We start from the raw sequence: 25,405 nt of genomic DNA, 5'->3' as shown, positions 1-25,405 counted from the left end.
TGATTCTGTAGTGGCATAGTGAATTTGGTCACTTAGTTAGAGGTGATATCATCACCTCATAAGTTAACAGGTGACATTATGACAAAACGTACAAGACGACTATTTAGCGCAGAATTTAAGTTAGAAGCGGCGCAGTTAGTCCTAGACCAGAACTATTCAGTGACTGAAGCAGCCCAAGCCATGAATGTGGGTAAATCCACGATGGATAAATGGGTTCGCCAGTTAAGAGAAGAGCGTCAAGGGAAAGCACCGAAAGCTTCACCTATGACCCCTGAGCAAATAGAAATTCGGGAATTAAAAAAGAAGCTGGCTCGCCTTGAAGAGCATAATGAAATACTAAAAAAAGCTACGGCTCTGTTGATGTCGGACTCACTGTACAATTCTTGATAATCAAGAAACTCAAGCAGAGCTACAGCATAAAAACATTATGCGAAGTCTTCAATGTTCATCGAAGTAGTTATAACTATTGGCATAAACGCCCAACGGTAATCAATGCTGAAGCAGTAAAACTTCGCAGCTTGGTTAGCGAGGCTCACGCCGTAAGCAATGGTTCAGCGGGAGCGAGAACCATTGCAGATATAGTCACAAATCAGGGCGTAAAGCTGAGCCGATACCGAGCAACAAAGCTTATGAAAACTCTTGGTTTAGTGAGTTGCCAAGAACCAAAGCATCGTTACAGAAAGGCTTCAAAAGAACATATTGAAATTCCAAATCACTTAGGTCGTCAGTTTGCGGTTACCGCTCCAAATGAGGTCTGGTCAGGCGATGTCACGTATATTTGGACAGGTAATCGGTGGATGTATTTAGCGGTTGTTATCGATCTTTTTGCCCGCAAAGTGATTGGTTGGTCGATGTCGTTATCACCTGATTCTAGGCTAACAGGCAAAGCTCTTTCGATGGCTTATGAGTCTCGTGGTAAGCCTAAAGGTGTCATGTTCCACAGCGATCAAGGTAGTCACTATACCAGTCGTAAATACCGCCAATTACTGTGGCGTTTTCAAATAAAGCAGAGTTTATCTCGCCGAGGAAATTGCTGGGATAATGCGCCGATGGAGCGCTTCTTTAGAAGTCTGAAAACGGAATGGGTGCCAACGGTGGGTTATCGTAGCTTTGCTAAGGCTCAACAAGAGATCACTCGCTACATCATTGGATATTACTGCCAACTCAGACCACATCAGTATAACGGTGGTCTAACTCCCAATGAGTCAGAACGAATATATTGGGAAAACTCTAAAACCGTGGCCAATTTTAGTTGACCACTACAGTGCTTAACTTTAGGCTGCGTGAAGTAACGCACACCTTTTGCTTCCTTTGGTGCTCATGTTGAAACTCCGCAACTTTCATCATGTATCATCAGGTGAAAACGAGTAACTTGTTGTTGCCGTGAAGGTTTTGTCTAAAGGTTATTATAAAGAATGAATTACCAAGAACGTTTTCATCAATTACTAAACTACATAGATTCTCACTTAGATGAAGAACTAACAGTAGATAAGCTAAGTCGTATTGCCTGTTTATCCAAGTATCATTTTCACCGGCAGTTTTCTTCGCTCTTTGGCATAACTGCATTTGCTTATATTAGACAGGCTAGGATGAAGCGAGCTTCGTACCAATTGGCTTTTAAGAAGGATATGAAGGTTGTTGATATTGCCGTTGCCAATGGTTATGAAAGTTCAGAAGCGTTTTCTCGCGCTTTCAGTCAGTCTATTGGTCAGAATCCATCCAAGTTTAGAGAGCAGCCGCAATGGACTTCATGGCATGAAAAATATCAACAGTTCAAGAAATTGAGAATTCAGCGTATGAAATCAGATAAATATTCGCATCTCGTTGAAATTGTAAATTTCAGTGAAACTAAAGTTGCAGCGTTAGAGCACCTCGGTGCTCTAGAGTTACTTGGAAATACTATTAACTCATTCATTGACTGGCGCAGAAAAAACAACTTATCACCTAATGTCAGTAGAACGTTTAATATTGTTTATGATGATCCTGCTGTGACTGAACCAGATAAATACCGCTGTGAAATATGTGCCTCAATTAAAAGTGATGTTAAACAAAATGAATATGGTGTCATTACAAAGATAATACCAACTGGACGTTGTGCGGTTATTAAGCATATTGGTTCTGATGATACCATTAGTGAAACTATAACTTACTTATATTCTGAGTGGCTTCCGCAGAGTGAAGAAGAGTTACGTGATTATCCTTTGTTTTTTGAAAGGGTAAGTTTTTTCCCAGATGTTCCAGAGACTGAAATAATTACAGATATTTATCTGCCTTTGAAGTAATCATATGATTTATTACAACATAAAGAAAATTAAAGGGGAAATGATGAGGTTAAGTTTTGTTCTATCAATTACTGTAGTGCTCTTACCAATTTTTGTTTATGCCAAACAATCATATGCAAATCAACTGGAACAGCCACAAGAGAAGTTCTTTTCACTTAAAGAGATAAAAAATGCTGATAGAAAGGAGTTGATGCCTTTGGAGTATATACGGGCGAGTGATGACACCTCCTTGGCATTTCGGTCTTACCTTCCGCAGCAAGCTAAAGCGATTTTGATATTTTATCATGGTGCTGGGGCTCATAGTGGACTTACCTATAACCATATTGGTGTCGGGTTACGAGATGAATTTGAAATAGGCGTGTATATGCCAGATCTAAGAGGGCATGGAGGTTCAGGTGGCGACAGAGGTGATGCTCCTAGTGATGAACAAGTTTGGTCTGATATTAATGAAGTGGTTAAGCATGTCCGTGCTCAGTATCCAAACCTTCCTATCTTTTTAGGAGGACACTCAGGCGGAGCTGGTCTTGTGCTTAATTATTCCAGTTGGGATCAAAGAGCCTCTATTGATGGATATGTATTCCTTTCTCCATATTTTGGCTTTCGTTCAGAAACTAGTTATGATGAAGGCAAAAATGGCGGATATGAATTTTCTACAATAAATGTTTCAGATTTTGTGATAAATACGTTGAGTGGAGGGCTTTTTTTAGGCCATTCGAAAGCGGTGAAATTCAACTTCCCAGTAAGCATTTTAGAGAAAAATCCAGAAATAGTGACATTTAATACTGTCAACATGTCTAATTCAGTAACACCTTATTCTCCTGATACTCAACTATCAGATTTACAGCAGTTTGGGCTGTGGATTGGAAGTAAAGATGAAGCGTTTGACCCAGTAAAAGTAACTAGATTCGCAGAAGAAAATAGCAATAAAAAAGCTGATAAGGAAATAATGATAATTGAGGGAGAAAATCATTTCTCTATAATTCTAGAAGCATCTGAATATATTGGCTCATGGATAACTCATACTAAACATGAAGTTGCTATACACTAATATGGTTAGTCGGTAAAATTGCCACTCTTAAGAGGTAACCAGTAGCCAACACCATGATAACCATCCGAAACTACGAAAGAAAAGATGCACATGTAACATGGGAGCTTAAATTTCAAACCATTCGAAATATCAACATCCGTGACTACTCATCAGAACAAGTTACAGCATGGGCTCCCGCTAACTTTGATATGGATGTTTGGCTAAAACGAGTCGATAACATGAAGCCATTTATTGCCGAACTAAATGGTCAAGTCGTTGGTTTCGCCGATTTACAACAAGACGGCTATATTGACCATTTTTTCTGTCATGCAGATTACCAAGGTATTGGCGTCGGTAGAGCATTGATGGAGCATATATTCTCTATTGGGAGATTAAATGGTGTATCACGTTATTACTCCGCAGTTAGTCTAACTGCTCGACCATTCTATGAACGCTACGGATTCCGTGTAGTCAAAGAGCAGCAAATGGAAGTGAACGGGCTGCTATTGACCAACTTTGTTATGGAAAAAATTAGTTAACAAAATGACTAATATCTCACAGAAATGGTTGTTGGTTTGTATTATTAAACCTGAACACACAGTTAAGTGATTTTCTCATACCTGAACTAATTTATCCGTTACTAAATTAGCAAACTCACTGACAAGGTTTTGTCCATTTACGAGTTGGTGAGCCTCCAATTTGATTAACGCCAGATAGCTTGGTCCACAAAGCAAAAAGCGAACCTTATAAGGGTTCGCTTTTGAACTATTAGGAATTAACCAACTTCATTAAGATAACCATCTTCATTAAATCGTTAACCAACTTAATTAATTATCCTCAACAAACTTCATTAATCCTCATAGTTTTCAATCGAAGGACAAGAACAGATCAGATTGCGGTCACCGTACACGTTGTTTACACGGTTAACCGTTGGCCAGTACTTCCAAGTGCGTTGGTGAGCAGATGGGAAGCAGCCTAGTTCGCGAGAGTATGGGCGGTCCCATTCTTCTTTTGAAAGGTCAACTTGCGTGTGAGGCGCGTTAACAAGCGGGTTGTTATCTAGTGGCCAAACACCTTCTTTAACTTGTGTCATTTCTTCACGAATAGCGATCATCGCTTCGCAGAAACGGTCTAGCTCTTCCAGGTCTTCAGACTCGGTAGGCTCAACCATTAGTGTGCCCGCAACAGGGAACGACATAGTTGGAGCGTGGAAGCCGTAGTCCATTAGACGCTTAGCGATATCCTCTTCGCTGATGCCTGTTTCTTCTTTCAGCGGACGAATGTCGATAATACATTCGTGCGCTACTCGGCCGTTGGTGCCACGGTAAAGAACAGGGTAGTGTGGAAGTAGACGCTCCATCACGTAGTTTGCATTTAGGATAGCGACTTTCGTTGCATCCGTTAGGCCTGCTTCACCCATCATCGCGATGTATGCCCACGAGATTGGTAGGATAGAAGCACTGCCAAGGTCGGCTGCAGAAACAGCGTAATCTTCGCCTTCCACACCGTTTTCGATGTGACCTGGTAGGAATGGTGCCAGGTGTGATTTAACACCAATTGGCCCCATTCCTGGACCGCCACCACCGTGTGGGATACAGAAGGTCTTGTGTAGGTTAAGGTGCGATACGTCTGAACCGATGAAGCCTGGGTTAGTTAGACCAACCTGAGCGTTCATGTTCGCGCCATCCAGGTAAACCTGACCGCCAGCTTCGTGAACCATCTCGCACACTTCTTTCACGTGCTCTTCGTATACGCCGTGCGTAGAAGGGTAGGTGATCATGATGCTTGATAGGTTGTCACGGTGCTTCTCGATTTTCGCTGCCAGGTCATCAGTATCGATGTTGCCGTTGTCGTCACACTTAACAACGACTACCTTCATCGACACCATAGACGCCGTTGCCGGGTTAGTACCGTGCGCAGAGCTTGGGATCAGACACACGTTACGATGACCTTCACCACGGCTCTCGTGGTAGCGTTGAATCGCGATTAGGCCGGCGTACTCACCTGATGCGCCTGAGTTAGGCTGCAGAGAGAACTCATCGTAGCCTGTGATTTCACATAGCTTTTTCTTAAGGTCATCCGCAAGAGCTGTGTAGCCTGCAGCTTGATCAAGTGGTGCGAATGGGTGGATAGAGCCAAATTCTGGCCACGTCACAGGGATCATCTCAGCGGCTGCGTTTAGCTTCATGGTGCAGCTGCCTAGTGGGATCATGCCGTGAGTCAGTGAGAAATCTTTGTTCTCTAGCTGTTTTAGGTAACGCATCATCTGTGTTTCACTGTGGTGAGTGTTGAACACAGGGTGTGTCAGGTAGCGAGAAGTACGACGGCAGTTTTCAGGAATCGCAGCAAACTCGTTGCCTGCGATCTCTGAAGATAGCGTTTCAACGCTTTCTTTTACTTCAAATACAGCGAACAGAACGTTGATGTCTTCGATGGTGGTTGTTTCATCGAAGCTGATACCGATTTGACCTTCAAGTTTGCGAAGGTTGATGTCAGATGCCAGTGCTTTTTGAACCAGCTTGTCTGTATTTTCGCCGGTGTTGACAGTAATGGTATCGAAGAAGCTGTTATGCGCTAATTCATAGCCAGCTTTAGTTAGACCAGCCGCTAGAATCGCTGTCATGTGGTGAGTACGGCGAGCGATAGTCTTTAGACCCTGTTCACCGTGGTATACCGCATAAAACGCAGCCATGTTAGCTAGAAGAGCCTGAGCGGTACAGATGTTAGATGTCGCTTTCTCGCGGCGGATGTGTTGCTCACGAGTCTGCATTGCCATACGCAGTGCCTGATTACCGTTGCTATCGATAGACACACCGATAACGCGGCCTGGCATAGTACGCTTGTGCTTGTCTTTGGTTGCCATGAACGCAGCGTGTGGACCACCGTAGCCCATTGGAACGCCAAAGCGTTGTGCAGAGCCAATAACAACGTCCGCGCCCATCTCACCAGCTGGCTTAAGCAGTGCAGAAGCAAGTAGATCAGTTGCAACAGTAACCAGTGTTTTGTTTGCTTGCGCGGCAGCGATGATGTCCGTTAGGTCACGAACTTCACCTGTGGAACCCGGGTATTGAACCAGCGCGCCAAATACGTCTTGCTCTGGTAGAGATTCAAGAGAACCTACCTGAACGTCAAAACCGATGAACTCAGCGCGAGTTTTCACGACTTCTAGCGTTTGTGGGTGAACATCGTCTGCCACGAAGAAGACTTTGCTCTTGCTCTTACCTGCACGCTTACATAGCGTCATCGCTTCTGCTGCAGCAGTCGCTTCGTCAAGTAGAGAGGCGTTCGCGATTTCCATACCAGTCAGGTCCATGACCATTTGCTGATAGTTCAGAAGCGCTTCTAAACGACCTTGAGAGATTTCAGGTTGGTATGGCGTGTAGGCGGTATACCAGCCTGGATTTTCCAAAACATTTCGCAGAATAACGTTTGGTGTGAAGGTGTTGTAGTAACCCTGACCGATAAATGTACGTTTAACTTGGTTTAAATCCGCGAATTTTTTCATTTCGACCAGCATGTCCGCTTCGCTCATTGGAGCGTCAAGCGTCATTGGTGTTTCCAGGCGGATTTGGGCTGGGACAGTCTCTTCGATCAGCGTGTCGAGGTTGAGAACGTTAATCGCGTCCAGCATTTTTTGTTGGTCTGATTTGTTTGGCCCATTGTGACGCGCTACAAATTCATTTTGTGTGCTTAGGCTTTGAAGTAATTCAGTCATGATTCCTTTACCTTCTCAAAGATCTTCTGCGAGATCTTTAAAAAATAAGCTGCCCAATATCGGGCAGCTTACCATAGTGTGTTGCTTACTCGTCTTCGATAGACGCTAGGTAGTCTTCTGCGCTCTTAAGGTTGTCTAGCTCAGATGCGTCAGACATTTTCACCTTAACAATCCAACCGCCCTCATAAGACTCTTCGTTGATAAGCTCTGGGCTGTCTTCTAGCTCTTCGTTGATCTCTACGATTTCGCCAGAAACAGGTGCGTAAATGTCAGAAGCCGCTTTAACAGACTCGACCAGAGAGAAACTCTCACCTGCTTCGATTTCGTCTTCAACTTCTGGCAGGTCTACGAATACTACGTCACCCAACATCTCTTGAGCGTGCTCTGAAATACCGATAGTCACAGTACCGTCACCGTTGTCACGTACCCATTCGTGGCTGTCAGAAAACTTCAAAGTGTTATCCATTGCTTTATCTCCAAAATTAAGGATGTTTTGTTCTTTAAGTGTAAAGTGGGAAGCGAGCACACAGTGCCTTCACTTCTTTACGAACGCGCTGCTCGACTTCTGGGTTACCCTCAGGGTTTTCAACCAGACCGTCCAGAACATCGCCGATCCACTCACCGATGAGTTTGAATTCTTCAGTGCCAAAACCACGGGTGGTTCCGGCTGGCGTCCCTAAGCGAATACCAGAAGTAATCATAGGTTTTTCTGTATCAAAAGGGATACCATTTTTATTACATGTGATCCCCGCACGCTCCAGCGCTTCTTCTGCCTTATTGCCTTTAAGCCCTTTTGGACGTAAATCAACCAGCATCAGATGCGTATCAGTGCCGCCCGTCACAATGTCACAACCGCGAGTTTGCAACACTTCCGCGAGAACTTTTGCGTTAGTGATCACTGAATCGATATAAGTTGAGAATTGAGGACCAAGCGCTTCACCAAATGCCACGGCTTTCGCAGCAATGACGTGCATCAGAGGGCCACCTTGAAGACCCGGGAATACCGCAGAATTAATCTTCTTGATGATGTCTTCGTGGTTAGTCAGGATCATGCCGCCGCGAGGGCCGCGTAATGTTTTGTGTGTAGTGGTTGTCACTACATGAGCATGTGGTAATGGGCTAGGGTGAGCACCTGTCGCTATAAGACCTGCAATGTGTGCCATGTCTACCATTAAAATAGCGCCCACTTCGTCAGCGATTTCACGGAATTTAGCGAAATCAATGACACGTGGAATCGCACTACCACCTGCGATAATCATTTTTGGTTTATGTTCTACGGCCAGAGCACGAACGTCGTCGTAGTTGATTTCTAGTGTGTCTTTATCTACGCCGTACTGAACCGCATTAAACCACTTACCAGAAAGTGCCGGACGCGCACCGTGAGTTAAGTGACCACCAGCATCAAGTGACATACCCATGATGGTGTCACCTGGCTGAAGCAGCGCCAGTTTTACTGCACCATTTGCTTGAGCGCCCGAATGAGGTTGAACGTTTGCGTACTCGCACTTAAAAAGAGATTTTGCGCGTTCGATAGCAATAGCTTCGACGGTATCTACGTGCTCACAACCACCGTAGTAACGGCGATTCGGGTAACCTTCTGCGTATTTATTGGTCAGGCACGTGCCCTGAGCTTGCATTACTGCTTTCGAAACGATGTTTTCAGAAGCAATAAGCTCAATTTGATCATTTTGACGAACGAACTCTGCCTGAATTCCGGTGAATACGGCGTCGTCTGTCGCAGACAGGTTGGTTGAGAAGAAGCTTTCTAAGCTGTGATTTTGGTAGCTTTTCAAGTACTGAGCATTCATGGCGGTGAACCTTCCATTGTTCAATCAGTGGCTTTTATAACCTGTTATGCGGACTGATTGAGGCTTGTCTTAGTACTGCTTGAACTCAAATCTGGTTCTGGGTAGCAGCGCGAGAATGTCCCAAATAAGTAGGACTAAAACATTCAAAAAACGAATCAGGATTTAGTGATTAAAAAAAGTACCCTGATGTCGTAAACGCATCTCTTCATCTAACAAGTCGATAACATACCTCTCTCGGCGCGAACAATCAATCAAAAATTTCCTATAGGAAACAGAGTTTCCAAAATTGTTACCAAGAGCACGCTTTATTTTTATACTTAGTCTTTAATGTAGAAGTCGCTTCATGCAACAATGAAAATGAGTCAAAGGAAGTCACAAGATAAGAGGGAAAGTATGTCTGAAGACATCTATGATGAATACCCATCATTGACGCTGGCAAAAGAAGCTGGCGATGAAAATATTGAGCCTCTGAAGTTGGGTGAACGCATAAAAGACATTCGTGCCAAACTTGGGCTGACACTGGAAGAGGCCAGTCAACGTACAGGCCTTGCACGTTCGACTTTGAGTAAGATCGAAAACGAGCAGATTTCACCGACCTTTCAGGCTATGCAGAAGTTGGCAGTTGGTTTGCATATAGATATGCCACAACTATTTGAACCACCAAAGAAAAAGGTAGCAACAGGCCGAAGAGATTTCACACGTAAAGGGGAGGGGAAACCCCATCCCACACCGACCTATGAGCATGAACTTCTCGCTACTCAATTATCGAATAAGAAAATGATGCCTTTTAAGAGTACAGTTCGTGCTCGAACCTTTGAAGAGTATGGTGACTGGGTTCGACATGACGGTGAAGAATTTTTGTTGATACTTTCGGGGGAAGTTAAGTTTTTCTCCGAGTTCTATGAGCCGATGATCATGTCTGCGGGTGACAGCGTTTATTACGATGCCAATATGGGGCATATGCTGATTTCTACCAGTGAAGAGGACGCGCAAATTTTGTGGGTGACGGCGAAATAATCGCCAAACAGTTGAGTTTCTTATAATAAAGGCAAACGATTGCTTTTGCCCTTAATAGTTCTGAATAGGCACGCTTTTGACGTAATCTTCGTTGAAAACGTGCTTTTTTATTGCCCTCGATTCTGTGAATGGAATGTTAAACGTCACATTTTTGAGTGTTTGTATCTTGTTAAAGATGAAAAATGGGCGCATTCTTGTTTATTATAGGAAACAAGATTTCCAGATAGCGAAAATCACACTTCGTATAGGCGTCGATAACAAGACGTTAAGGTGCGATAACACATACTCCGCCATTTCTCTTCTATTGTAGATAATAGAGGAATGACGGATTTAGACATCCCCGAACTAGGAGCAGGGCGCAGTGTGATGCGGCCCAACCCAATGGAGAATACAATGGCTCAAGAACAAGCGACTCAGGATTTGTTGAAAACACCACTGCATGCATTACATGTGGAAGTGGGGGCGAAAATGGTTCCTTTTGCTGGCTATGATATGCCAGTTCAGTATCCACTTGGTGTAAAGAAAGAGCACTTACATTGTCGTGATGCAGCAGGTCTGTTTGATGTGTCTCATATGGGACAAGTGCGTCTATACGGAGAGAACGCGGCGAAGATTCTCGAGTCATTGGTTCCGGTCGATATTGTTGACCTGCCAGAAGGTAAGCAGCGCTATGCTTTCTTTACCAATGAAGAAGGCGGGATCATGGATGACTTGATGGTTGCTAATCTTGGCGATCATTTGTTTGTGGTTGTGAACGCAGCGTGCAAACAGCAGGATATTACTCATTTAGAAGCACACCTTACTGATGGTGTGGAAATGGAAGTGATTGAAGACCGTGCGTTGCTAGCGTTGCAAGGCCCTAAAGCGGCTGAAGTCCTGGCACGTATTCAACCTGAAGTTGCCGACATGCTATTCATGGATGTCAGAAAGTTAGATATCAATGGTGTTGAATGCATCGTTAGTCGTTCTGGTTACACGGGTGAAGATGGCTATGAGATCTCTGTACCGTCTGAAAGTGCAGAAGCATTGGCAAAAACACTGACTGATTTTGAAGAAGTCGAATGGATTGGTCTGGGCGCTCGTGACTCACTTCGTCTCGAGTGTGGTCTATGTCTATACGGTCACGATCTCGACACAACAACAACCCCTGTTGAAGCAAGCCTTCTTTGGGGCATTCAAAAAGTTCGTCGTACTGATGGTGAGCGTGCTGGTGGCTTCCCAGGCGCAGATATTATCCTTAAGCAAATCGAAACCAAAGACGTCGCACGCAAGCGTGTTGGTCTCGTTGGTCAAACTAAAGCGCCAGTTCGTGAAGGTGCGAAGTTGTTTGATGCCAACGACAACGAAATTGGTATTGTGACCAGTGGTACTGCGGGGCCTACAGCGGGCAAACCGGTATCAATGGCGTATGTCGCGACTGAATTCGCGGCAATTGGTACTGAAGTGTTTGCTGATGTTCGTGGTAAGAAGCTTGCAATGACAGTAGAGAAAATGCCATTTGTTCCTCAGCGTTACTATCGTGGCTAACGACCCGATTTGATGAGTGAAAGCACCGCACAACGCGGTGCTTTTTTGTTTCTAATGATGTTAGAAATGCCGGAATAATGAGCATATTGTTATTCTTTGGCGGGCGTATTGAGAGCTCAGCCGATGAAACGGCAATGTGATTTGCATGTGTTGAGGGGGAGTGATATCAATAGCGCATGAAATTGGTGTTGTATGATAGTAGATAAGGAGTAACTGTCCGGTGATCCAGTTTTTTACCAAGCGTTACGCGGCGCTTGCTTTATTGCTGTTAGCTTTTAATTCATTAGCGGAACAAGCTGAGTCTCAGGCACTAGACATTTCACCTTATATTGTGAATGGAAGCCGCGCTGAGACCAGTGATTACCCCTCTTTTGTCAGTCTGTTTCTGGATGCAGAGGAATACGGACTGAACTACATGTCCACGCCTTACTGTGGCGGTACATTACTGAGTGACGAATATGTGCTTACGGCGGCTCATTGTATCTATGGCAGTGATGATGCTCAGTTGCTAACGATGGTCGCGCCTAATCTTCAGTACGAATCGGATTATCCGAATGCTGAGAAGCAGCGTGTGGTCGCTATCTATCATCCCAGTGACTACAACGATGATATCTATCGTCTGGTGCCTAATGATATTGCTATTCTACAACTTGCCAACCCTCTGAGTATTGGTAGTCCGATTCAGATTCCTACAGATGAGAGCTATCGAAGTGCAGACAGCACGTTTACCGCCGTTGGTCACGGTAATACAGAGTATGGGTATGATGCGTTTGATGTGCTGCAAAAGGTCAACTTAACTTGGGTTGATAACCTGGTCTGTGCCGGTGACTTTACAGATGGCTACTATTTAACAGACAAGCAAATATGTTTTACTGGTGACTACAGTGAAGCAACCGAACTGTTAGCCGGAACCTGTCAGGGAGATTCCGGTGGTCCAATATATTGGGACAACAATGGCACTCAGGTTCAGGTCGGTATTACCAGTTTTGGTCCTGTACCCTGTGGTGATAAAGATCGTGCAGTAACGTCTGTCTTTACAGAAATCGCAGACTACAGCGACTGGATACAGCGAGTGCTCAATGGCCAGGAAGACCCTACTTATATTTCGACCGATGAATTGCGCAAGAGTTACCTGAAGAGTCTTGGCTATCGAATTGAAGAGGAAGACACCGGTGAACCAAAGACAGATAATAGCCAACCTGACGGTTCAGACTCCGGAAGTGGCGGTGGTTCGTTACATTGGGGCCTGTTAATACTGCTTGGTGGCCTCGCGTGGAAGCGTCGCTGGCACCTGAAATAAGCACCACATAAGCTCATTCAAAAGTACTAGAGAAGATTTCCGCGAAGCGTAAGGTTTCACCCTATACTTCTGTTCGCCCTATACTGTTATTCGCCCTATACTACTAGGAGCAATATGGCCCTTGTGGGCCGCTGACGGGAATAGTTAGGAAAGGAGATCTTCTCATGTTCAAATCGCTTTCCGGTTACGCCTTTGTTGTATTCCTTTGTCTGACTCTGTCTTTACCTGCAAAATCGTCAGATATCGATGTCGCTCCCATGATCGTCAATGGCGAGGATGCCTCGATTAACGACTTCTCTTCATTTGTCAGCCTTTACCTCGACTCGATTGAATATGATGGCAGATATTCGGCCAGGGCCTACTGTGGCGCTACGTTGCTCGATAGTCGGTATGTGATGACGGCGGCACACTGTGTGCAGGGAGATCTGGCTACGCTGCTATTTACTTCTGCGGTATCCATGCTGGAAAGTGAAAGGGATTTTCTCAATACGGACCGAAGAAGGGTGGTTGAAGTCTATATTCACCCTGGATTTGTGAACAACATAAACCTGTTATTACCCAACGATATTGCAATTCTCAAACTGGAATCTTCAGCGTCCAGCGGCACTGCGGTACAGCGTGTGACCACACAAAGTTACCGAACCACGACCGAAACCTTTGTCGCTGTGGGACACGGCAACACCAGTTCAGGATACGATGCCACACCAATACTGCAAAAAGCGGATCTCTTCTGGGTATCAAACTCACAGTGCTCGGCAAATTTTCTCAATGGGGATAATCTCACGGATAATCAGGTCTGCTTTAGTGGCGAGAAAAGCGCGACCACGGGACTGAAAGCAGGTACCTGCCAGGGTGATTCCGGTGGGCCAATATATTGGCAGCGCAACGGCGTTTATCAACAGGTTGGGATAACGAGTTTTGGTCCGGCAACTTGTGGCGATCCTACTTCAGCAGTTACCGCCGTCTACACCGAAATAGTCGACTATGCGGATTGGATCGATGCTGTATTAGCAGGGCAGGTGTCACCTTATATTGTTTCCGATGAAAAAGCGCGCACTGACTACCTCGAAATGTATGGGGGAATATTTTATACCGATGAAAACATCTCCACTACGTCTTCAGGAGGAGGAGGCGGTGGGTCACTCTCCTGGTACCTGGGTTTAGTCTTGTTGCTGGTAGCGAGCTACCGGAATCTGTTAAGGCGTTCTTAGGCCCTTAAGAGCGTTTTCTAACGCGTGTATAAAGTCGAGCCTTACTGCTCGGCTTTTTCTTTGCTGCGAGTTTAATGACGCTTTTTTGCAGCATCAGGCTGTTTGGGTAAGTGATTAGGTTGCCGTTTTCATGTTTGATGAGGACATGGAACATACGGATATCCTGAATGACCCCGGAGATGTCCTCATCTTTATCTACGACCTTGATACGATCACCCACGCGATACGGGAAGACAAAAAAGATCAGAAAACTAGCGGTAATGTTACTCAACATGGACCATTGCGCGAATAGAGCGACGCCCAGAACGGCAAACACTGACGAGAAGAACAGAGACAAATCACCGTAACCAATACCAATTGTGATCGAGAATACGGCCACAAACAGAAATGCGAAGATGATGTTAAACGTTCTGCGAATAAAGCTGCTGCGTGCAGCAGAGACATTTTTGGTCTCTGCCAGATGTTTTATCCAGCCATTTACCAACTTAGACAGCGTGTAATACCCGGTAAGCAGAACAAGCGCCATAATGATCTGAACAGAGAGTGTTCGTGGGAGAGAGTGGGCGATATTGATAAGTTGTTCCATGCTGAGCTTGTCACTGACTTGCTGAGAAAACGTATCTGGAATATGAATCGATCTCGGTACTAATGCAAGCAATTACAGCAGGCTAGCATGAAAAAAGCGCTGCGAGGACAGCGCTAAAAATGCCGGTTTTGGGGGTGGCATACTGCCAGATGGGAAGGCCCCATCTGGACTTTAGGTTAGTTCAGTTGCTGACAGTTAAGCCGTTACAACTTGTTTGCTTTCTTCGCGGCGCTTGAGGAAAGCATAGGTGAAGCCTGTCACTGCGGTACCTGCTGCAATCGCGACCAGATACATAAGAACAGGAGAGATAGCACCTGGAATCAGTAGTACAAACAGGCCACCGTGTGGAGCCATCAGCTTCGCACCAATTAGCATAGACAGAGCACCTGTCAGTGCACCACCAATCATGCATGATGGAATAACACGCATTGGATCTTTTGCTGCGAATGGAATTGCACCTTCAGAAATGAAGCACATACCCAATACAAAGGATGCTTTACCTGCTTCACGCTCGCCCGCTTCGAACTTGTCTTTAGCCAGGAACGTTGCCAAGCCCATACCTAGCGCAGGAACCATACCAGCCGCCATGATCGCCGCCATTGGCGCGTACGTTTGAGAAGCCAGTAGACCAACACCAAACGTGTATGCTGCCTTGTTGACAGGACCACCAAGGTCGAAACACATCATTGCACCAAGGATAATACCCAGAAGTACTGCGTTAGCGCTGCCCATGTTGTTCAGGAAGTCGGTCATCGCAGCCATAATGCCTGCAACAGGTCCACCTACGATGTAGATCATAACCAGACCGGTAAACAAACTTGCCAGGAATGGAATGATCAAAATAGGTTTAAGTGCTTCCATTGATTGTGGCAGAGACACTTTGTCAGCAATCAGCTTCGCTGAGTAACCCGCAATGAAACCGGCGGCGATACCACCTAGGAAACCTGCGCCAGTAGAGCTAGCCAGCATACCGCCGATTAGGCCAGGTGCAAGACCCGGACGGTCCGCGATTGAGAAGGCAATGAAACCAGCTAATACAGGAATCATCAGAGCAAATGCGCTGCCACCGCCGATGGTCATAAGCGCAGCCGCCAGCGTGCCTTCTTCTTTAAAGGCTTCGATACCGAATACGAACGACAGAGCGATGATCAAACCACCCGCCACAACAACAGGTAGCATGTGAGATACGCCAGTCATTAGGTGTTTATAAACGCCTTTCTTCTCATCTGTTGCGCTAGTTTGGTTATTGCCACCAGTGTGGGCATAAGTTGTTGCGGCAGAGAAGGCTTTATTGATTTCTTGCTCGGTCTTCTTAAGCGCAAGACCTGTACTGGTCTTATAAAGAGGTTTACCGTCGAAGCGGTCAAGCGGTACTTCAATGTCAGCGGCGATGATAACCAGGTCAGCATCGGCAATCTCTTGAGCAGTCAGTTGGTTTTTCGCACCTACAGAACCGCGAGTTTCCACTTTAATTGTGTGACCAAGACGCTTACCGTGCTCTTCCAGTGCTTCTGCAGCCATGAAGGTGTGCGCAACACCTGTTGGGCAAGCGGTGATAGCGACGATTTTCTTCGAGCCACCGGTTTGTTCAGCCGCAACCGGAGCAACCGATGTGCCTTCCGTTAGCTCTGAGGCCTTTTCGATTGCGTTAGCCAGGAACGCTTTAGGATCAGTAGTGCACTCAGAAATGCTTGCTTGATAGACCTTTTTGCCGACCAGGCGCTGTGTATCCACAGGAGCGTTTGCGGCAACAATCACCACTTCCGATTCAGCGATCTGCGCGTCAGTCAGTGTTTGTGTTTCAACAACACTTGAGTGACATTCGATAGTGGCATCGTGTCCAAGTGCTTTGGCCGCTTGATCGAGCAATCCGGCTGCGATAATGCTGTTTGCTACCCCACTAGGGCAGGCTGTAATAATTGAAATTTTCATAGGTTCGACCTTTGTGTCCATTAATGCCACGCAGAATCAGAATCTGAGACTCTGATAATTAGCAGCTAAGCTCTAGTAATTTGTATTTGTTGTTGTAGGGATTTAACTTCTTCAATGCATGGCACACCCACGCCTACCTGGCTGACAGCCAAGGCTGAGAGTGCAGTTGCAAAGGAGAGTAATTCTTCTTTCATAAGTGATTGCATGTGACCCCAACAAAGTCCTGCAACCAGAGTATCGCCAGCACCCACGGTACTCACGACGTCCATTCTTGGTGGTTTTGCCTGTAGCCACTGATTGTTTTCAAGCCACAGCACACCTTCTGCACCCATCGATACCACAATGTTTGCAATACCTTTATCCGACAATGTTTCTGCCGCTTCCAAACACTGCTCTTGAGTTGACAGGTGACGCCCTACGAACTGGGATAATTCTTCGTCATTGGGCTTGATTAACCACGGTTTGGATTCCAGACCCTTGGTGAGTGCATCTCTGCTGCTGTCAAATAAGACACGCTTGCCGTTTTGCTGCAGGTGATCAATCCATGTAGCGCATTGCTCAGCGCTGATGCCCCTAGGCAGGCTACCGGCAAATACGAAGTAATCATGGTCAACCATGAGATTGTTCAGTGTTGCTTCAAATTGGACTATTGCTTGTTCGGTAACTTCAACGCCAGGGAAGTTGATGTCACTGACTTCGCCATTATCTTCCACGAGCTTTACGTTAATGCGAGTGGAGCCCGGAACACGTACGAACTCGTCTTTTGTGCCTAACTCATCAAAAAGCTGGCAGAAAAGCTCCTGGTTATCGGTTCCTAGGAAACCCGTGACGGTGATCTCCGCGCCTAAGTCACTGAGTACCCTTGCCACATTGACGCCTTTACCTGCAGCATGCAGTGAGCCCTGATTGACCAGACTCACTGAGCCTTTGTTCAGAGTCTCTAAACTGCCGGTGAGATCAAGGGCAGGGTTGAGAGTAATGGTTACCGCTTTATTCGTTTGAGCTGTCATAACGTGCCCCTCAACCTTCACCCAAGCCGGAAGCAATAGCGCTGCCAATAGACTGTAGTGCTTGTGCTGCATCCGGGCCTTCAGCGGTAAATTGCAACTCATGACCGTGCTTAACACCAAGTGCAATCACTTTCATCAGGCTCTTAGCATTCACAGCCTTGCCATCACCGTTCAGGTTTGAAACTTTGATAGCGGATTCAAATTTCTTTGCTTCCGCGACTAGCATGGCTCCCGGACGAGCGTGCAGACCATGCGAATTCTTAATCTTGAATACGGCAACGTTATCAGTCGCTGTTTCTGTGGCGATATCTTCACCAGTAAAGAAAGCCAGAACCTGTTCGGCAGACAGTGACAGCAAAGAGTCTTGTTCCTGTTTGAAAACCAGTTCAGTGATTTTGTTCAGTATTGGTGCATGTGCGTTGTTACAAGCAGCAAACGCAATCAAAGCCTGGACCGGTGTTCCATCCAGTTCACACTGATTGATGGTAGACACAAACGCCATACCTGTACGTGTTACCGCTTTGTCGCTGCTGACTAGCCACACGCCTTTACCTAAGTGAGTGGGAGACTTAGTGACAAGATCAGCGACAAACTCTGAGCCCGCACCACCGGTGTTTTTTAGAAGTCCACCCGCAACTGCAGCCATCTGTACCATGTCACTGGCCGGAAAGTTCAGTTGGATTAAAGAGGCATCAAAGTCTGCTTCGAGTTGAACGTCACCATTAAGTAGCGCAATGATTTCATTGGCTGACTTAGCTTGTTTCAATTTCTCTTCTACGCCATCTGCCGATAGTACCTTGGTAAGCTGCTTGAGGATGCCTAAGTGTTCATCCGACTTAGCTGCAATACCAATGGCAACGTAAGCGGTATTACCATCACCCCAGTCCACACCATTAGGGAAATGGTGAACTGCTACACCTGTTTCTTTAACGAGATCGCGTGTGTCGGTGGTGCCGTGTGGGATAGCAATGCCGTTTCCCAGGAAAGTCGAGTTCTGACCCTCACGGTTCAGCATGCCTTCTACGTAACCTTGTTGTACCAGTCCCTTTTCAGTAAGGTCTGCTGCGATGACTTTGATCGCGCTGAGTTTGTCGTTTGATGATTGATTTAGTTTGATGTTGCTATTGTTTAGTTGAAGCATATTAGCTCACCCACTTTGTTCTCATTTTGAACCGACTCATTTGCTTTAATGCAAAACTGAATCGATTCAGCAAATTCTTAAAAAAATTCAGCAAACCGTATCACAGTGTTGGTTTTGCTGCCACGACACCCCAATTTTTACGATTCTTGAGCAAATATAGGGCAGTTATCAAAATTGTGAACTTTGCTGAATCCTTTCAGCTTTTATACTGAACCGATTCAGCTTATAATTCAACTTGTCAGTTAAGTTGGAATTCATTTATATGATCCATCGCACAAAAAGGATCGAGTTATGACGTTAGATGAAATTGCGAAACTCGCTGGGGTTTCTAAGACCACGGCAAGCTATGTAATCAACGGTAAAGCACAGAAGTATCGTATTTCTGAAAAAACCCAAAAAAAGGTAATGGCGGTGGTTGAGCAGCACAACTATAAGCCTGACCATGCAGCGTCATCTTTGCGAGCAGGGCACAGCCGTTCATTTGGACTGATCATTCCAGATTTGGAAAACACCAGTTACGCCCGCATAGCCAAGTTGCTTGAACAGAATTCTCGTAAAGCGGGTTTTCAGATATTGATTGGTTGTTCTGATGACGACCCAGAAACAGAGAAACTGGTTGTTGATGCGCTGGTCTCTCGTCGAATTGATGCGCTTTTTGTTGCCAGTGCCATTACCGATGCCAGCGACTATTACCTCTCCGTACAGCAAAGAGGAACACCGGTCATTGCTATTGACCGTTCACTCGATGATGAACACTTCAGTTGCGTGATCAGCGAAGACTATGGCGCAGCATTTGAACTCACTAACTCAGTGATCGACACTTCAACACATACCGTCGGTCTCATTGGAGCGTTACCAGATTTGAATATCTCCCGTGAGCGGCATCTCGGGTTTGAGGCGGCAGTAAAAGACGCGGGTCTGAAAACGGAGGTGTGTTACGGAGAGCACTTTAATAATGAAGAAGGGAAACGTTTGTTTTCTATGTGGGTGGAGCAGGGTAAGGTGCCCGATGCGATAGTGACGACATCATACACGCTGCTGGAAGGCGTGCTCGATGTACTGATTGAGAAACCTGATCTGATGAGCACAGTGAAACTGGCGACATTCGGTGATAATAGATTGTTGGATTTTTTGCCAATTAAGATCAATTCACTGCCTCAGCAATTTGAGGTGATTTGCGATAGTGCTCTGGAACTCGCTCTTAATGCCTCGGCCAAGCGCTATAATCCAGGTGTCGAGCTCATTCCCAGAAAAATACGTATCCGCTAGCCTATAAGTTCACTCCCGAAATATATCTATTTCGAGAGTGACGATTCGACTCATAGTGGTTTATTTAACAACTCGATATTCAATTTATTGCTGAGCACAATTGATGTCACCCAACGCGGTACAAATTTGTTTTTCTCGCTGTGCTTCTTCTTCCATTTTGGCACCAATTTCCTGATTGTTGCGATACTCGTTCGATGGAGCACAACCTGCAATAACAACCAAGGCGCCCAATGCCAATAATGCCTGAAACTTTTTCATGTCGACCACTCCTAATCCCTAAGGCTTTTGTTTTGTTAATTATTTGGTAATCATCATAGATTGAAAGGGTTAGTGATACAACCGTGGGTGATTTGGGTGATGAGTAATTGAACGCACAAGCCTATATACTCAACTATTTTCCCTGAACTGAACACCTTGATGAAGCTCTGAGTCCTGCATCTTGAGGTCACTTGAGTATAGTGGTTAGTCATTCGTTATTGTCTGTTCCTTTCGTAGGATTAGTCTTTCATCGTTCCATGGAGGTATTATTATGTGGATGCTATTTGGGGGGGAGGGTTCAATACCGCCAGGAGTGTCTGATTTTAGGGAGAGTCCAACTGGTATCAGTGAGATACTTGTTAACGGTCTCGGTTTGATCTTAGGAAGAGTAGTAAGTTATGAACCTCCTTTTCAACGGGTTATGACTTAACTACGCATGTAAAAAGCTCGTTATTGCCTCTGACTTGGTAATGTTCGAAACAGCACAAAACGGAATGCAGTGAAATTGGCCATATGAAACAAAAGAAAACCACTATTTATGATGTCGCAAAGTTGGCCAGTGTTTCACCGAGCACGGTATCAAGGTACCTCAATCGCACGTCTTTCATTGCTAAGGATAAGGTGGATGCTATTGAGCGAGCCATTTTTGAATTGGGTTTCAAGCCCAAAGAACGCAAAGCTCAGCCTAAGACCAAACGAAACATGAAAATTGGCGTGGTTGCACCTTCGTTTGACACGCCCTACGTGAGCCGTATTTTGTCAGGCATGGACCGAACCATGCGTCATCATAGTTATGACATCATCATTGAGACCACGAATTGGGAAGAGAGCAGAGAGCGGCACGAACTTAAAGATCTGATAGCCCGTGAAGTAGATGGACTGATCGTGATAGGGGGAGAGCTTGATGAGCAGGAGATTGCAGCCATCGCTAAAAAGGTACCTACGCTGCTAATGTGCCGCCGTGGGAAGGGCATATTGCCGTTAATTGACATCGACAATGAAATGGGCGGTTATCTTGCAACCAACCACCTGATTCAGTTAGGCCATAAACGAATCGTTCATGTTACTGGTCCAAACTACAATATTGAGGCCCAACATCGCGTTAATGGATTCAAGCGAGCGATGGAGCGAGCAGGGCTAGAACTAGAAGCCGGTACGTTGATAGAGGGAAACTTCGAGTCTCGGATAGCATTCTTAAACATGCGCACAGCCATCAGAGCCGGGCAGGTGCCAACCGCGATATTTGCAGCGAATGATCTTAGTGCATTTGGCGTTATTCAGGCGTTGCATAAGCATGGCCTCAGAGTTCCGGAGGATGTCTCTGTGATTGGTTTTGACGATCTTCCTATTGATGAATATTACATCCCCAGGTTGACAACAGTGCGACAGCCCTTCACCGAAATGGGCGAAATTGGTGTCAAATATCTTCTGGATCTGATCAGCGATAATCAACCCCGTTACAATATCCCTCCCGTTCAGGTGGTGGTGCGCGAAAGTACTAAGGCAATTGCTTAGTAGCACTGTACAATCTCGAATTGATAAAAAAGCGGTCAAGTCACTCACGACTTGACCGCTTCTATCGAGTTTCTGCAGGCGCTAACAAAGCACTACGTTAGTTGGTTAGAGATTCACCTTGCGACTTAATCACCTCTTGATACCAGTAGAAGCTCCTTTTCCGCTTTCGTTCCAGTGAGCCTGTTCCATCATCGTGGCGATCAACATAAATGAATCCATAACGTTTGCTCATTTCTGCAGTGGAGTTTGCAACCAGGTCAATGGGGCCCCAGCTGGTAAAGCCCATTAACTCGACGCCGTCGAGTATCGCTTCACGAGCCTGAACCAAGTGGTCGTTCAGGTATTGAATGCGATAGTCATCTTGAATGTTGCCATTTTCATCCAGCTCGTCACGAGCACCTAAACCATTTTCAACAATAAAAAGTGGCTTTTGATATCTGTCGTATAGGAAGTTCAGCAAGACTCGCAGTCCTTTCGGATCGATGAGCCAACCCCACTGACTTTTCTCCAGGTAGGGATTAGGCACGCTATCCACGATGTTACCCACTTCTTTTTGCTTAGGATCGGCACTAGCGCAGCCACTTGCATAGTAACTGAATGAAATGAAATCGACGGATGCCTGCGCAATCGCTTCCAAGTCACCTTGCTCCATGTTGATAGTGATGTTGTTTTCACGGAAGTAGCGCAACATGTAGCCCGGGTATTTTCCGCGCGTTTGTACATCACCAAAGAATAGCCACTTGTTGTTTTCGTGCATCGCCGCCAGCACGTCATCGGGGTTGCAGGTGTAGGGGTAATTGAGAGCACCGAGCAGCATGTTGCCAATTTTGCCATCAGGGACAATTTTCTGACACAGCTTAACGGCTTTGGCGTTTGCGACAAGTTGGTGATGAATCGCCTGATAGATTTCCTGTTCTGTCGCGTCTTCCTGCAGGCCTACGCCAGTAAATGGAGCATGAAGAGACATGTTGATTTCATTGAACGTTAGCCAAAGCTTAACCTTGTTTTTGTAGCGCTCAAAAACGGTAGTGACGTAACGTTCAAAGAACTCAATCAGCCTACGGTCACCCCATCCGCCATAGTTTTCAACCAGTGCATAGGGCATTTCATAGTGTGACAAGGTGACGAATGGAGTGATGTTGTATTTGGCCAATTCATCGAAAATGCGATCGTAGTAAGCGAGGCCGGCTTCGTTGGGTTGGTTATCGTCGCCATTAGGATAGATTCGAGTCCAGGCTATGGAGAGGCGCAGACAGTTAAACCCCATCTCATCGAACAGAGCGATATCTTCTGGGTAGCGATGATAGAAATCGATGGCGACATCTTTGATTCCTGGTGTGCGCTCTGCGCGTGTTTGGTGAGGGCTCAGGATGCCGGAAGGCAGCATGTCGGATGTAGAAAGTCCTTTGCCTTCATCAAGGTAGGAGCCTTCCACCTGGTTTGCGGCGATTGCGCCGCCCCAAAGAAAATTGTCAGGAAACGGGGTCATGGTTTACCTCTTTGCGATTTAGCCTTTTTGAGTATGGCTCCAGTATCCGTCAATATAGGGAATGGAAAAAGAGTGATGATTGAATCATTTTGTTCTTGTTTTTGGCTTTATCTGGTTGTTAGTTGCCATAAATCCGCTCATTTGGCTAAAATGGGGAAGTTTTTTGTAGTTTGCTTTCCCTGTATTAGAGATTTTTAAATGAAAGATCAGCGTGCACTTCAATACTATGAACGGTTGTCGGTGCTGGGCACCAAATTTGACATCCAAACCTCGCTCGGTGAAGTGGCAGAGTGTTTGTGTACGACGCCACGTCATGGCAGGACGCTGCTACAGGAACTGCAACAGCGAGGGTGGATCATTTGGACACCTAAGGTAGGTCGTAATCAGCGATCGGTGCTGCGTCTCAAGTACAGTCTGATGGAATTGAAACAAATTCTGGGACGAGCGCTTATTGAAGATGGACATTACGAGTTGGCAATGACGCTTCTGGAAGGTGACCAACAGCGATTCGGTGCTTTGTTACAGCAGACATCTGGCACTATGGTTCGTGAGGGGCAGCTACATATCCAACTTACCTATCAACGAGTTTTCGATGCCTTGCTTCCCCATAGGCCGCTTCGTAATAGTGAACGCTTTTTGGTCAGGCAAATCTATGCATGTTTAACTGGCTGTGAAAAGAACGGCAAAGTCATCCCACAGCTTGCTCATCACTGGCAAGCGAATCACGACGCTACAGTGTGGCGCTTTTACCTTCGTCCCCAACTGCGCTTTCATTCTAACGCAACGATGGATGCATATGGGGTCGCAAAACTGTTTCAGGCACTGCGCACCTTGCCAGAATATCAACAAGAACTGTCACACGTAGAGGAAATCTCGGCAAATCAACAGAGCGTGACCTTTAGGTTGAGTAGTCCCGATCTTGGTTTTGCGGCGTTACTGTCTGATCTGCGTTATTCGATTCAACCTGTGGATCAGATAGGGCAGGCTGATACCTTGACTGTCGACGGTTGTGGTCCGTTTCAGGTGGTCGAGCACTCGAATGAGCGACTGCGACTTCAGGCTAATGACAACTACTATGGGATGCGCTCACTCACCGATACTGTGACGATTTGGCAGCTTGATCAAGCGCCCAGTGAACGGATTCAGCTAGGCCATGCAGAGGCGGACGCAACTAGTGACGAGCCTTATTACCTGCTGGAAAATGACGTACACAGCGGCGATAGTTCACAGACCCGAATTGAAAATGGCTGCCTCTACCTGTTGTTTAATATGCATGATGAGCACAATGCATTGACACCAGAGCAAAGACGCTATTTGAGTAAACTGCTCTCTCCAGAGTTCATCCTGAAACAGGAGCAACTCTCTGAACTATTAATGGCTTCGGTTCCTGCACGTAACTTATTACCCAGTTGGACGCCAATACGACCTCTTTATGAACAAGACACACCACTTCCAAAGAAGCTGGATATTGCTGTCTACGACCATCTTGTAGTTCTGGATTGTGCCAACGTGATCAGTACCCAACTCAATGAAATGGGCATTGAGTCCAAGGTGAACGTTTACTCATTGGAAGAGCTTCATCAGCGTTCTGTAATGCGCGAGATTGCCGAAGACATTATTATTGCCAGCTTTAATGTTGATGACAACGTACCGATATCGGTGTTTCGTTGGATGTGCTCTGATGCGATTCTTCGCCATGGATTACCAGACAGTGCGAAGCAGTGGCTCGATGGTGGTTTGGCCGAGATGCGACAATCTGTCGAGGTCAGTGGTTATCTGGATAAACTGGAGTCTATGGCGACAATTATGATCTATGAAAACTGGTTATCGCCCTTGTTTCATCATAGACAAACCCTGCGCTGGCGTGGTGTGCTGCAGGGCGTATCGATTACCGATTGGTCTTGGCCAGACTTTAAGCATGTCTGGATTGAAGATAAGTTGGATTGAAATGGTTATTTGAGAGGGTCTCCGTCTGGCAGCGCATTGTGGATCCAGAGCGCAAGACGCTTCTTAATATTTTGTCCGTCCAGTTTATCTTCGGGAAGGGGAACGATCTGTCTTACTTCGACCAAAAACAAGTACAGAGCTCTGGCTTTGGTTGCGGGCGTTGCTGACTGATCGTGAATTGGGTATCCCTGCATTTCCGCCATCTTACAGCCCACTTCCAGCGCTTTTTTGAACAGCTTTTCTTCATTGTGAATTTTTACCGTTTTCGACATAGGCGTATCCAACCAAGTTGCTGAGTATTGGATTCAGTATATCGCACTCTGTCTTAGCGGTGTTTGAAGCGACTCGATTAATGGGTATTTATAGCAATG

At 45.9% G+C, this 25,405-nt stretch carries 21 protein-coding genes; 11 read left to right on the top strand and 10 right to left on the bottom strand.

What is annotated here, in order from left to right; genetic code table 11:
• The first annotated feature begins 78 nt into the window (after nucleotides 1-78).
• The 4 genes from C4S60_RS01655 to C4S60_RS01640 all read left to right on the top strand — a co-directional run bounded on the left by C4S60_RS01655 (nucleotide 79) and on the right by C4S60_RS01640 (nucleotide 3,848).
• Nucleotides 79-1,256, top strand: a protein-coding gene (locus C4S60_RS01655; protein WP_103878575.1) for an IS3 family transposase whose coding sequence is annotated in 2 segments (ribosomal slippage) — nucleotides 79-337 and nucleotides 337-1,256 — 1,179 coding nt in all. Because the reading frame shifts where the segments join, the coding sequence is not laid out codon by codon here.
• Between the two features lie 159 nt (nucleotides 1,257-1,415).
• Nucleotides 1,416-2,282, top strand: coding sequence for an AraC family transcriptional regulator (locus C4S60_RS01650; RefSeq protein WP_103878574.1), 867 nt, complete (start codon nucleotides 1,416-1,418; stop codon nucleotides 2,280-2,282).
• Between the two features lie 4 nt (nucleotides 2,283-2,286).
• Nucleotides 2,287-3,330, top strand: coding sequence for an alpha/beta fold hydrolase (locus tag C4S60_RS01645; RefSeq protein WP_244182987.1), 1,044 nt, complete (start codon nucleotides 2,287-2,289; stop codon nucleotides 3,328-3,330).
• A 53-nt stretch (nucleotides 3,331-3,383) separates the two neighbouring features.
• Nucleotides 3,384-3,848 carry a GNAT family N-acetyltransferase gene (locus C4S60_RS01640; protein WP_103878573.1) on the top strand — a complete coding sequence of 155 codons (465 nt, stop codon included), beginning with the start codon at nucleotides 3,384-3,386 and terminating at the stop codon, nucleotides 3,846-3,848.
• A 311-nt stretch (nucleotides 3,849-4,159) separates the two neighbouring features.
• On the opposite strand, the gene gcvP is transcribed toward C4S60_RS01640, so the two are convergent.
• From gcvP to C4S60_RS01625, 3 genes are all read right to left on the bottom strand, one after another.
• Entirely contained in the window at nucleotides 4,160-7,024 is a 2,865-nt protein-coding gene (gene gcvP / locus C4S60_RS01635) for an aminomethyl-transferring glycine dehydrogenase (protein WP_103878572.1), read from the bottom strand.
• A gap of 85 nt (nucleotides 7,025-7,109) precedes the next feature.
• On the bottom strand, nucleotides 7,110-7,490 hold the full coding sequence (gene gcvH, locus C4S60_RS01630; protein WP_103878571.1) for a glycine cleavage system protein GcvH: 381 nt from the start codon (nucleotides 7,488-7,490) through the stop codon (nucleotides 7,110-7,112).
• A 34-nt stretch (nucleotides 7,491-7,524) separates the two neighbouring features.
• Nucleotides 7,525-8,832 carry a serine hydroxymethyltransferase gene (locus C4S60_RS01625; RefSeq protein WP_103878570.1) on the bottom strand — a complete coding sequence of 436 codons (1,308 nt, stop codon included), beginning with the start codon at nucleotides 8,830-8,832 and terminating at the stop codon, nucleotides 7,525-7,527.
• A 393-nt stretch (nucleotides 8,833-9,225) separates the two neighbouring features.
• Between C4S60_RS01625 and C4S60_RS01620 the strand changes: the two genes are divergently transcribed.
• The 4 genes from C4S60_RS01620 to C4S60_RS01605 all read left to right on the top strand — a co-directional run bounded on the left by C4S60_RS01620 (nucleotide 9,226) and on the right by C4S60_RS01605 (nucleotide 13,887).
• On the top strand, nucleotides 9,226-9,849 hold the full coding sequence (locus tag C4S60_RS01620; protein WP_103878569.1) for a helix-turn-helix domain-containing protein: 624 nt from the start codon (nucleotides 9,226-9,228) through the stop codon (nucleotides 9,847-9,849).
• 393 nt (nucleotides 9,850-10,242) lie between these two features.
• Nucleotides 10,243-11,376 (top strand): glycine cleavage system aminomethyltransferase GcvT, encoded by a 1,134-nt coding sequence (gcvT, locus tag C4S60_RS01615; protein ID WP_103878568.1) that lies wholly within the window; start codon nucleotides 10,243-10,245, stop codon nucleotides 11,374-11,376.
• A 220-nt stretch (nucleotides 11,377-11,596) separates the two neighbouring features.
• Nucleotides 11,597-12,676 (top strand): S1 family peptidase, encoded by a 1,080-nt coding sequence (locus tag C4S60_RS01610; RefSeq protein WP_160111317.1) that lies wholly within the window; start codon nucleotides 11,597-11,599, stop codon nucleotides 12,674-12,676.
• Between the two features lie 164 nt (nucleotides 12,677-12,840).
• A complete protein-coding gene (locus C4S60_RS01605; protein ID WP_103878566.1) occupies nucleotides 12,841-13,887 on the top strand; it encodes a S1 family peptidase in 1,047 nt (348 codons plus the stop codon).
• 4 nt (nucleotides 13,888-13,891) lie between these two features.
• Here the strand turns inward: C4S60_RS01605 and C4S60_RS01600 are convergent, their stop codons facing one another.
• From C4S60_RS01600 to fruB, 4 genes are all read right to left on the bottom strand, one after another.
• A complete protein-coding gene (locus C4S60_RS01600) occupies nucleotides 13,892-14,473 on the bottom strand; it encodes a mechanosensitive ion channel family protein (protein ID WP_103878565.1) in 582 nt (193 codons plus the stop codon).
• 195 nt (nucleotides 14,474-14,668) lie between these two features.
• Nucleotides 14,669-16,405: a PTS fructose transporter subunit IIBC gene (fruA, locus tag C4S60_RS01595; RefSeq protein WP_103878564.1), complete on the bottom strand. Its 1,737-nt coding sequence runs from the start codon at nucleotides 16,403-16,405 to the stop codon at nucleotides 14,669-14,671.
• Between the two features lie 65 nt (nucleotides 16,406-16,470).
• Nucleotides 16,471-17,415, bottom strand: coding sequence for a 1-phosphofructokinase (pfkB, locus tag C4S60_RS01590; RefSeq protein WP_103878563.1), 945 nt, complete (start codon nucleotides 17,413-17,415; stop codon nucleotides 16,471-16,473).
• Nucleotides 17,416-17,425: 10 nt separating this feature from the next.
• Nucleotides 17,426-18,556 carry a fused PTS fructose transporter subunit IIA/HPr protein gene (gene fruB / locus C4S60_RS01585; RefSeq protein ID WP_103878562.1) on the bottom strand — a complete coding sequence of 377 codons (1,131 nt, stop codon included), beginning with the start codon at nucleotides 18,554-18,556 and terminating at the stop codon, nucleotides 17,426-17,428.
• Nucleotides 18,557-18,847: 291 nt separating this feature from the next.
• On the opposite strand from fruB, the gene cra reads away from it, so the two are divergent.
• On the top strand, nucleotides 18,848-19,825 hold the full coding sequence (cra, locus tag C4S60_RS01580) for a catabolite repressor/activator (RefSeq protein WP_103878561.1): 978 nt from the start codon (nucleotides 18,848-18,850) through the stop codon (nucleotides 19,823-19,825).
• Between the two features lie 84 nt (nucleotides 19,826-19,909).
• Here cra and C4S60_RS23480 read toward each other — a convergent pair whose 3' ends face one another.
• Entirely contained in the window at nucleotides 19,910-20,083 is a 174-nt protein-coding gene (locus C4S60_RS23480; protein WP_160111316.1) for a hypothetical protein, read from the bottom strand.
• Nucleotides 20,084-20,596: 513 nt separating this feature from the next.
• Here C4S60_RS23480 and C4S60_RS01575 point away from each other — a divergent pair.
• Nucleotides 20,597-21,598, top strand: coding sequence for a LacI family DNA-binding transcriptional regulator (locus C4S60_RS01575; protein ID WP_103878560.1), 1,002 nt, complete (start codon nucleotides 20,597-20,599; stop codon nucleotides 21,596-21,598).
• 97 nt (nucleotides 21,599-21,695) lie between these two features.
• On the opposite strand, the gene C4S60_RS01570 is transcribed toward C4S60_RS01575, so the two are convergent.
• A complete protein-coding gene (locus tag C4S60_RS01570) occupies nucleotides 21,696-23,087 on the bottom strand; it encodes a glycoside hydrolase family 1 protein (RefSeq protein WP_103878559.1) in 1,392 nt (463 codons plus the stop codon).
• Nucleotides 23,088-23,285: 198 nt separating this feature from the next.
• On the opposite strand from C4S60_RS01570, the gene C4S60_RS01565 reads away from it, so the two are divergent.
• Entirely contained in the window at nucleotides 23,286-25,034 is a 1,749-nt protein-coding gene (locus C4S60_RS01565) for an SgrR family transcriptional regulator (protein WP_103878558.1), read from the top strand.
• Between the two features lie 5 nt (nucleotides 25,035-25,039).
• On the opposite strand, the gene C4S60_RS01560 is transcribed toward C4S60_RS01565, so the two are convergent.
• Nucleotides 25,040-25,306, bottom strand: a complete 267-nt coding sequence (locus C4S60_RS01560) for a DUF5062 family protein (protein WP_103878557.1) — start codon at nucleotides 25,304-25,306, stop codon at nucleotides 25,040-25,042.
• Between the last annotated feature and the right edge of the window lie 99 nt (nucleotides 25,307-25,405).

The organism is Vibrio hangzhouensis (assembly GCF_900107935.1).
GTDB classification, from domain to species: domain Bacteria; phylum Pseudomonadota; class Gammaproteobacteria; order Enterobacterales; family Vibrionaceae; genus Vibrio; species Vibrio hangzhouensis.
The sequence above is the reverse complement of the archived record's forward strand: the minus strand, read 5'-3'. Positions and strand labels throughout refer to the sequence as shown.

What these genes read in the sequence shown, in the direction of transcription:
- gcvH (WP_103878571.1), bottom strand. Translation starts at nt 7,490, where the DNA reads ATGGATAACACTTTGAAGTTTTCTGACAGCCACGAATGGGTACGTGAC.
- gcvP (WP_103878572.1), bottom strand. Translation starts at nt 7,024, where the DNA reads ATGACTGAATTACTTCAAAGCCTAAGCACACAAAATGAATTTGTAGCG.
- gcvT (WP_103878568.1), top strand. Translation starts at nt 10,243, where the DNA reads ATGGCTCAAGAACAAGCGACTCAGGATTTGTTGAAAACACCACTGCAT.
- cra (WP_103878561.1), top strand. Translation starts at nt 18,848, where the DNA reads ATGACGTTAGATGAAATTGCGAAACTCGCTGGGGTTTCTAAGACCACG.
- C4S60_RS01620 (WP_103878569.1), top strand. Translation starts at nt 9,226, where the DNA reads ATGTCTGAAGACATCTATGATGAATACCCATCATTGACGCTGGCAAAA.
- C4S60_RS01645 (WP_244182987.1), top strand. Translation starts at nt 2,287, where the DNA reads ATGATTTATTACAACATAAAGAAAATTAAAGGGGAAATGATGAGGTTA.
- C4S60_RS01625 (WP_103878570.1), bottom strand. Translation starts at nt 8,832, where the DNA reads ATGAATGCTCAGTACTTGAAAAGCTACCAAAATCACAGCTTAGAAAGC.
- fruB (WP_103878562.1), bottom strand. Translation starts at nt 18,556, where the DNA reads ATGCTTCAACTAAACAATAGCAACATCAAACTAAATCAATCATCAAAC.
- fruA (WP_103878564.1), bottom strand. Translation starts at nt 16,405, where the DNA reads ATGAAAATTTCAATTATTACAGCCTGCCCTAGTGGGGTAGCAAACAGC.
- C4S60_RS01565 (WP_103878558.1), top strand. Translation starts at nt 23,286, where the DNA reads ATGAAAGATCAGCGTGCACTTCAATACTATGAACGGTTGTCGGTGCTG.
- C4S60_RS23480 (WP_160111316.1), bottom strand. Translation starts at nt 20,083, where the DNA reads ATGAAAAAGTTTCAGGCATTATTGGCATTGGGCGCCTTGGTTGTTATT.
- C4S60_RS01560 (WP_103878557.1), bottom strand. Translation starts at nt 25,306, where the DNA reads ATGTCGAAAACGGTAAAAATTCACAATGAAGAAAAGCTGTTCAAAAAA.
- C4S60_RS01605 (WP_103878566.1), top strand. Translation starts at nt 12,841, where the DNA reads ATGTTCAAATCGCTTTCCGGTTACGCCTTTGTTGTATTCCTTTGTCTG.
- pfkB (WP_103878563.1), bottom strand. Translation starts at nt 17,415, where the DNA reads ATGACAGCTCAAACGAATAAAGCGGTAACCATTACTCTCAACCCTGCC.
- C4S60_RS01650 (WP_103878574.1), top strand. Translation starts at nt 1,416, where the DNA reads ATGAATTACCAAGAACGTTTTCATCAATTACTAAACTACATAGATTCT.
- C4S60_RS01600 (WP_103878565.1), bottom strand. Translation starts at nt 14,473, where the DNA reads ATGGAACAACTTATCAATATCGCCCACTCTCTCCCACGAACACTCTCT.
- C4S60_RS01575 (WP_103878560.1), top strand. Translation starts at nt 20,597, where the DNA reads ATGAAACAAAAGAAAACCACTATTTATGATGTCGCAAAGTTGGCCAGT.
- C4S60_RS01640 (WP_103878573.1), top strand. Translation starts at nt 3,384, where the DNA reads ATGATAACCATCCGAAACTACGAAAGAAAAGATGCACATGTAACATGG.
- C4S60_RS01570 (WP_103878559.1), bottom strand. Translation starts at nt 23,087, where the DNA reads ATGACCCCGTTTCCTGACAATTTTCTTTGGGGCGGCGCAATCGCCGCA.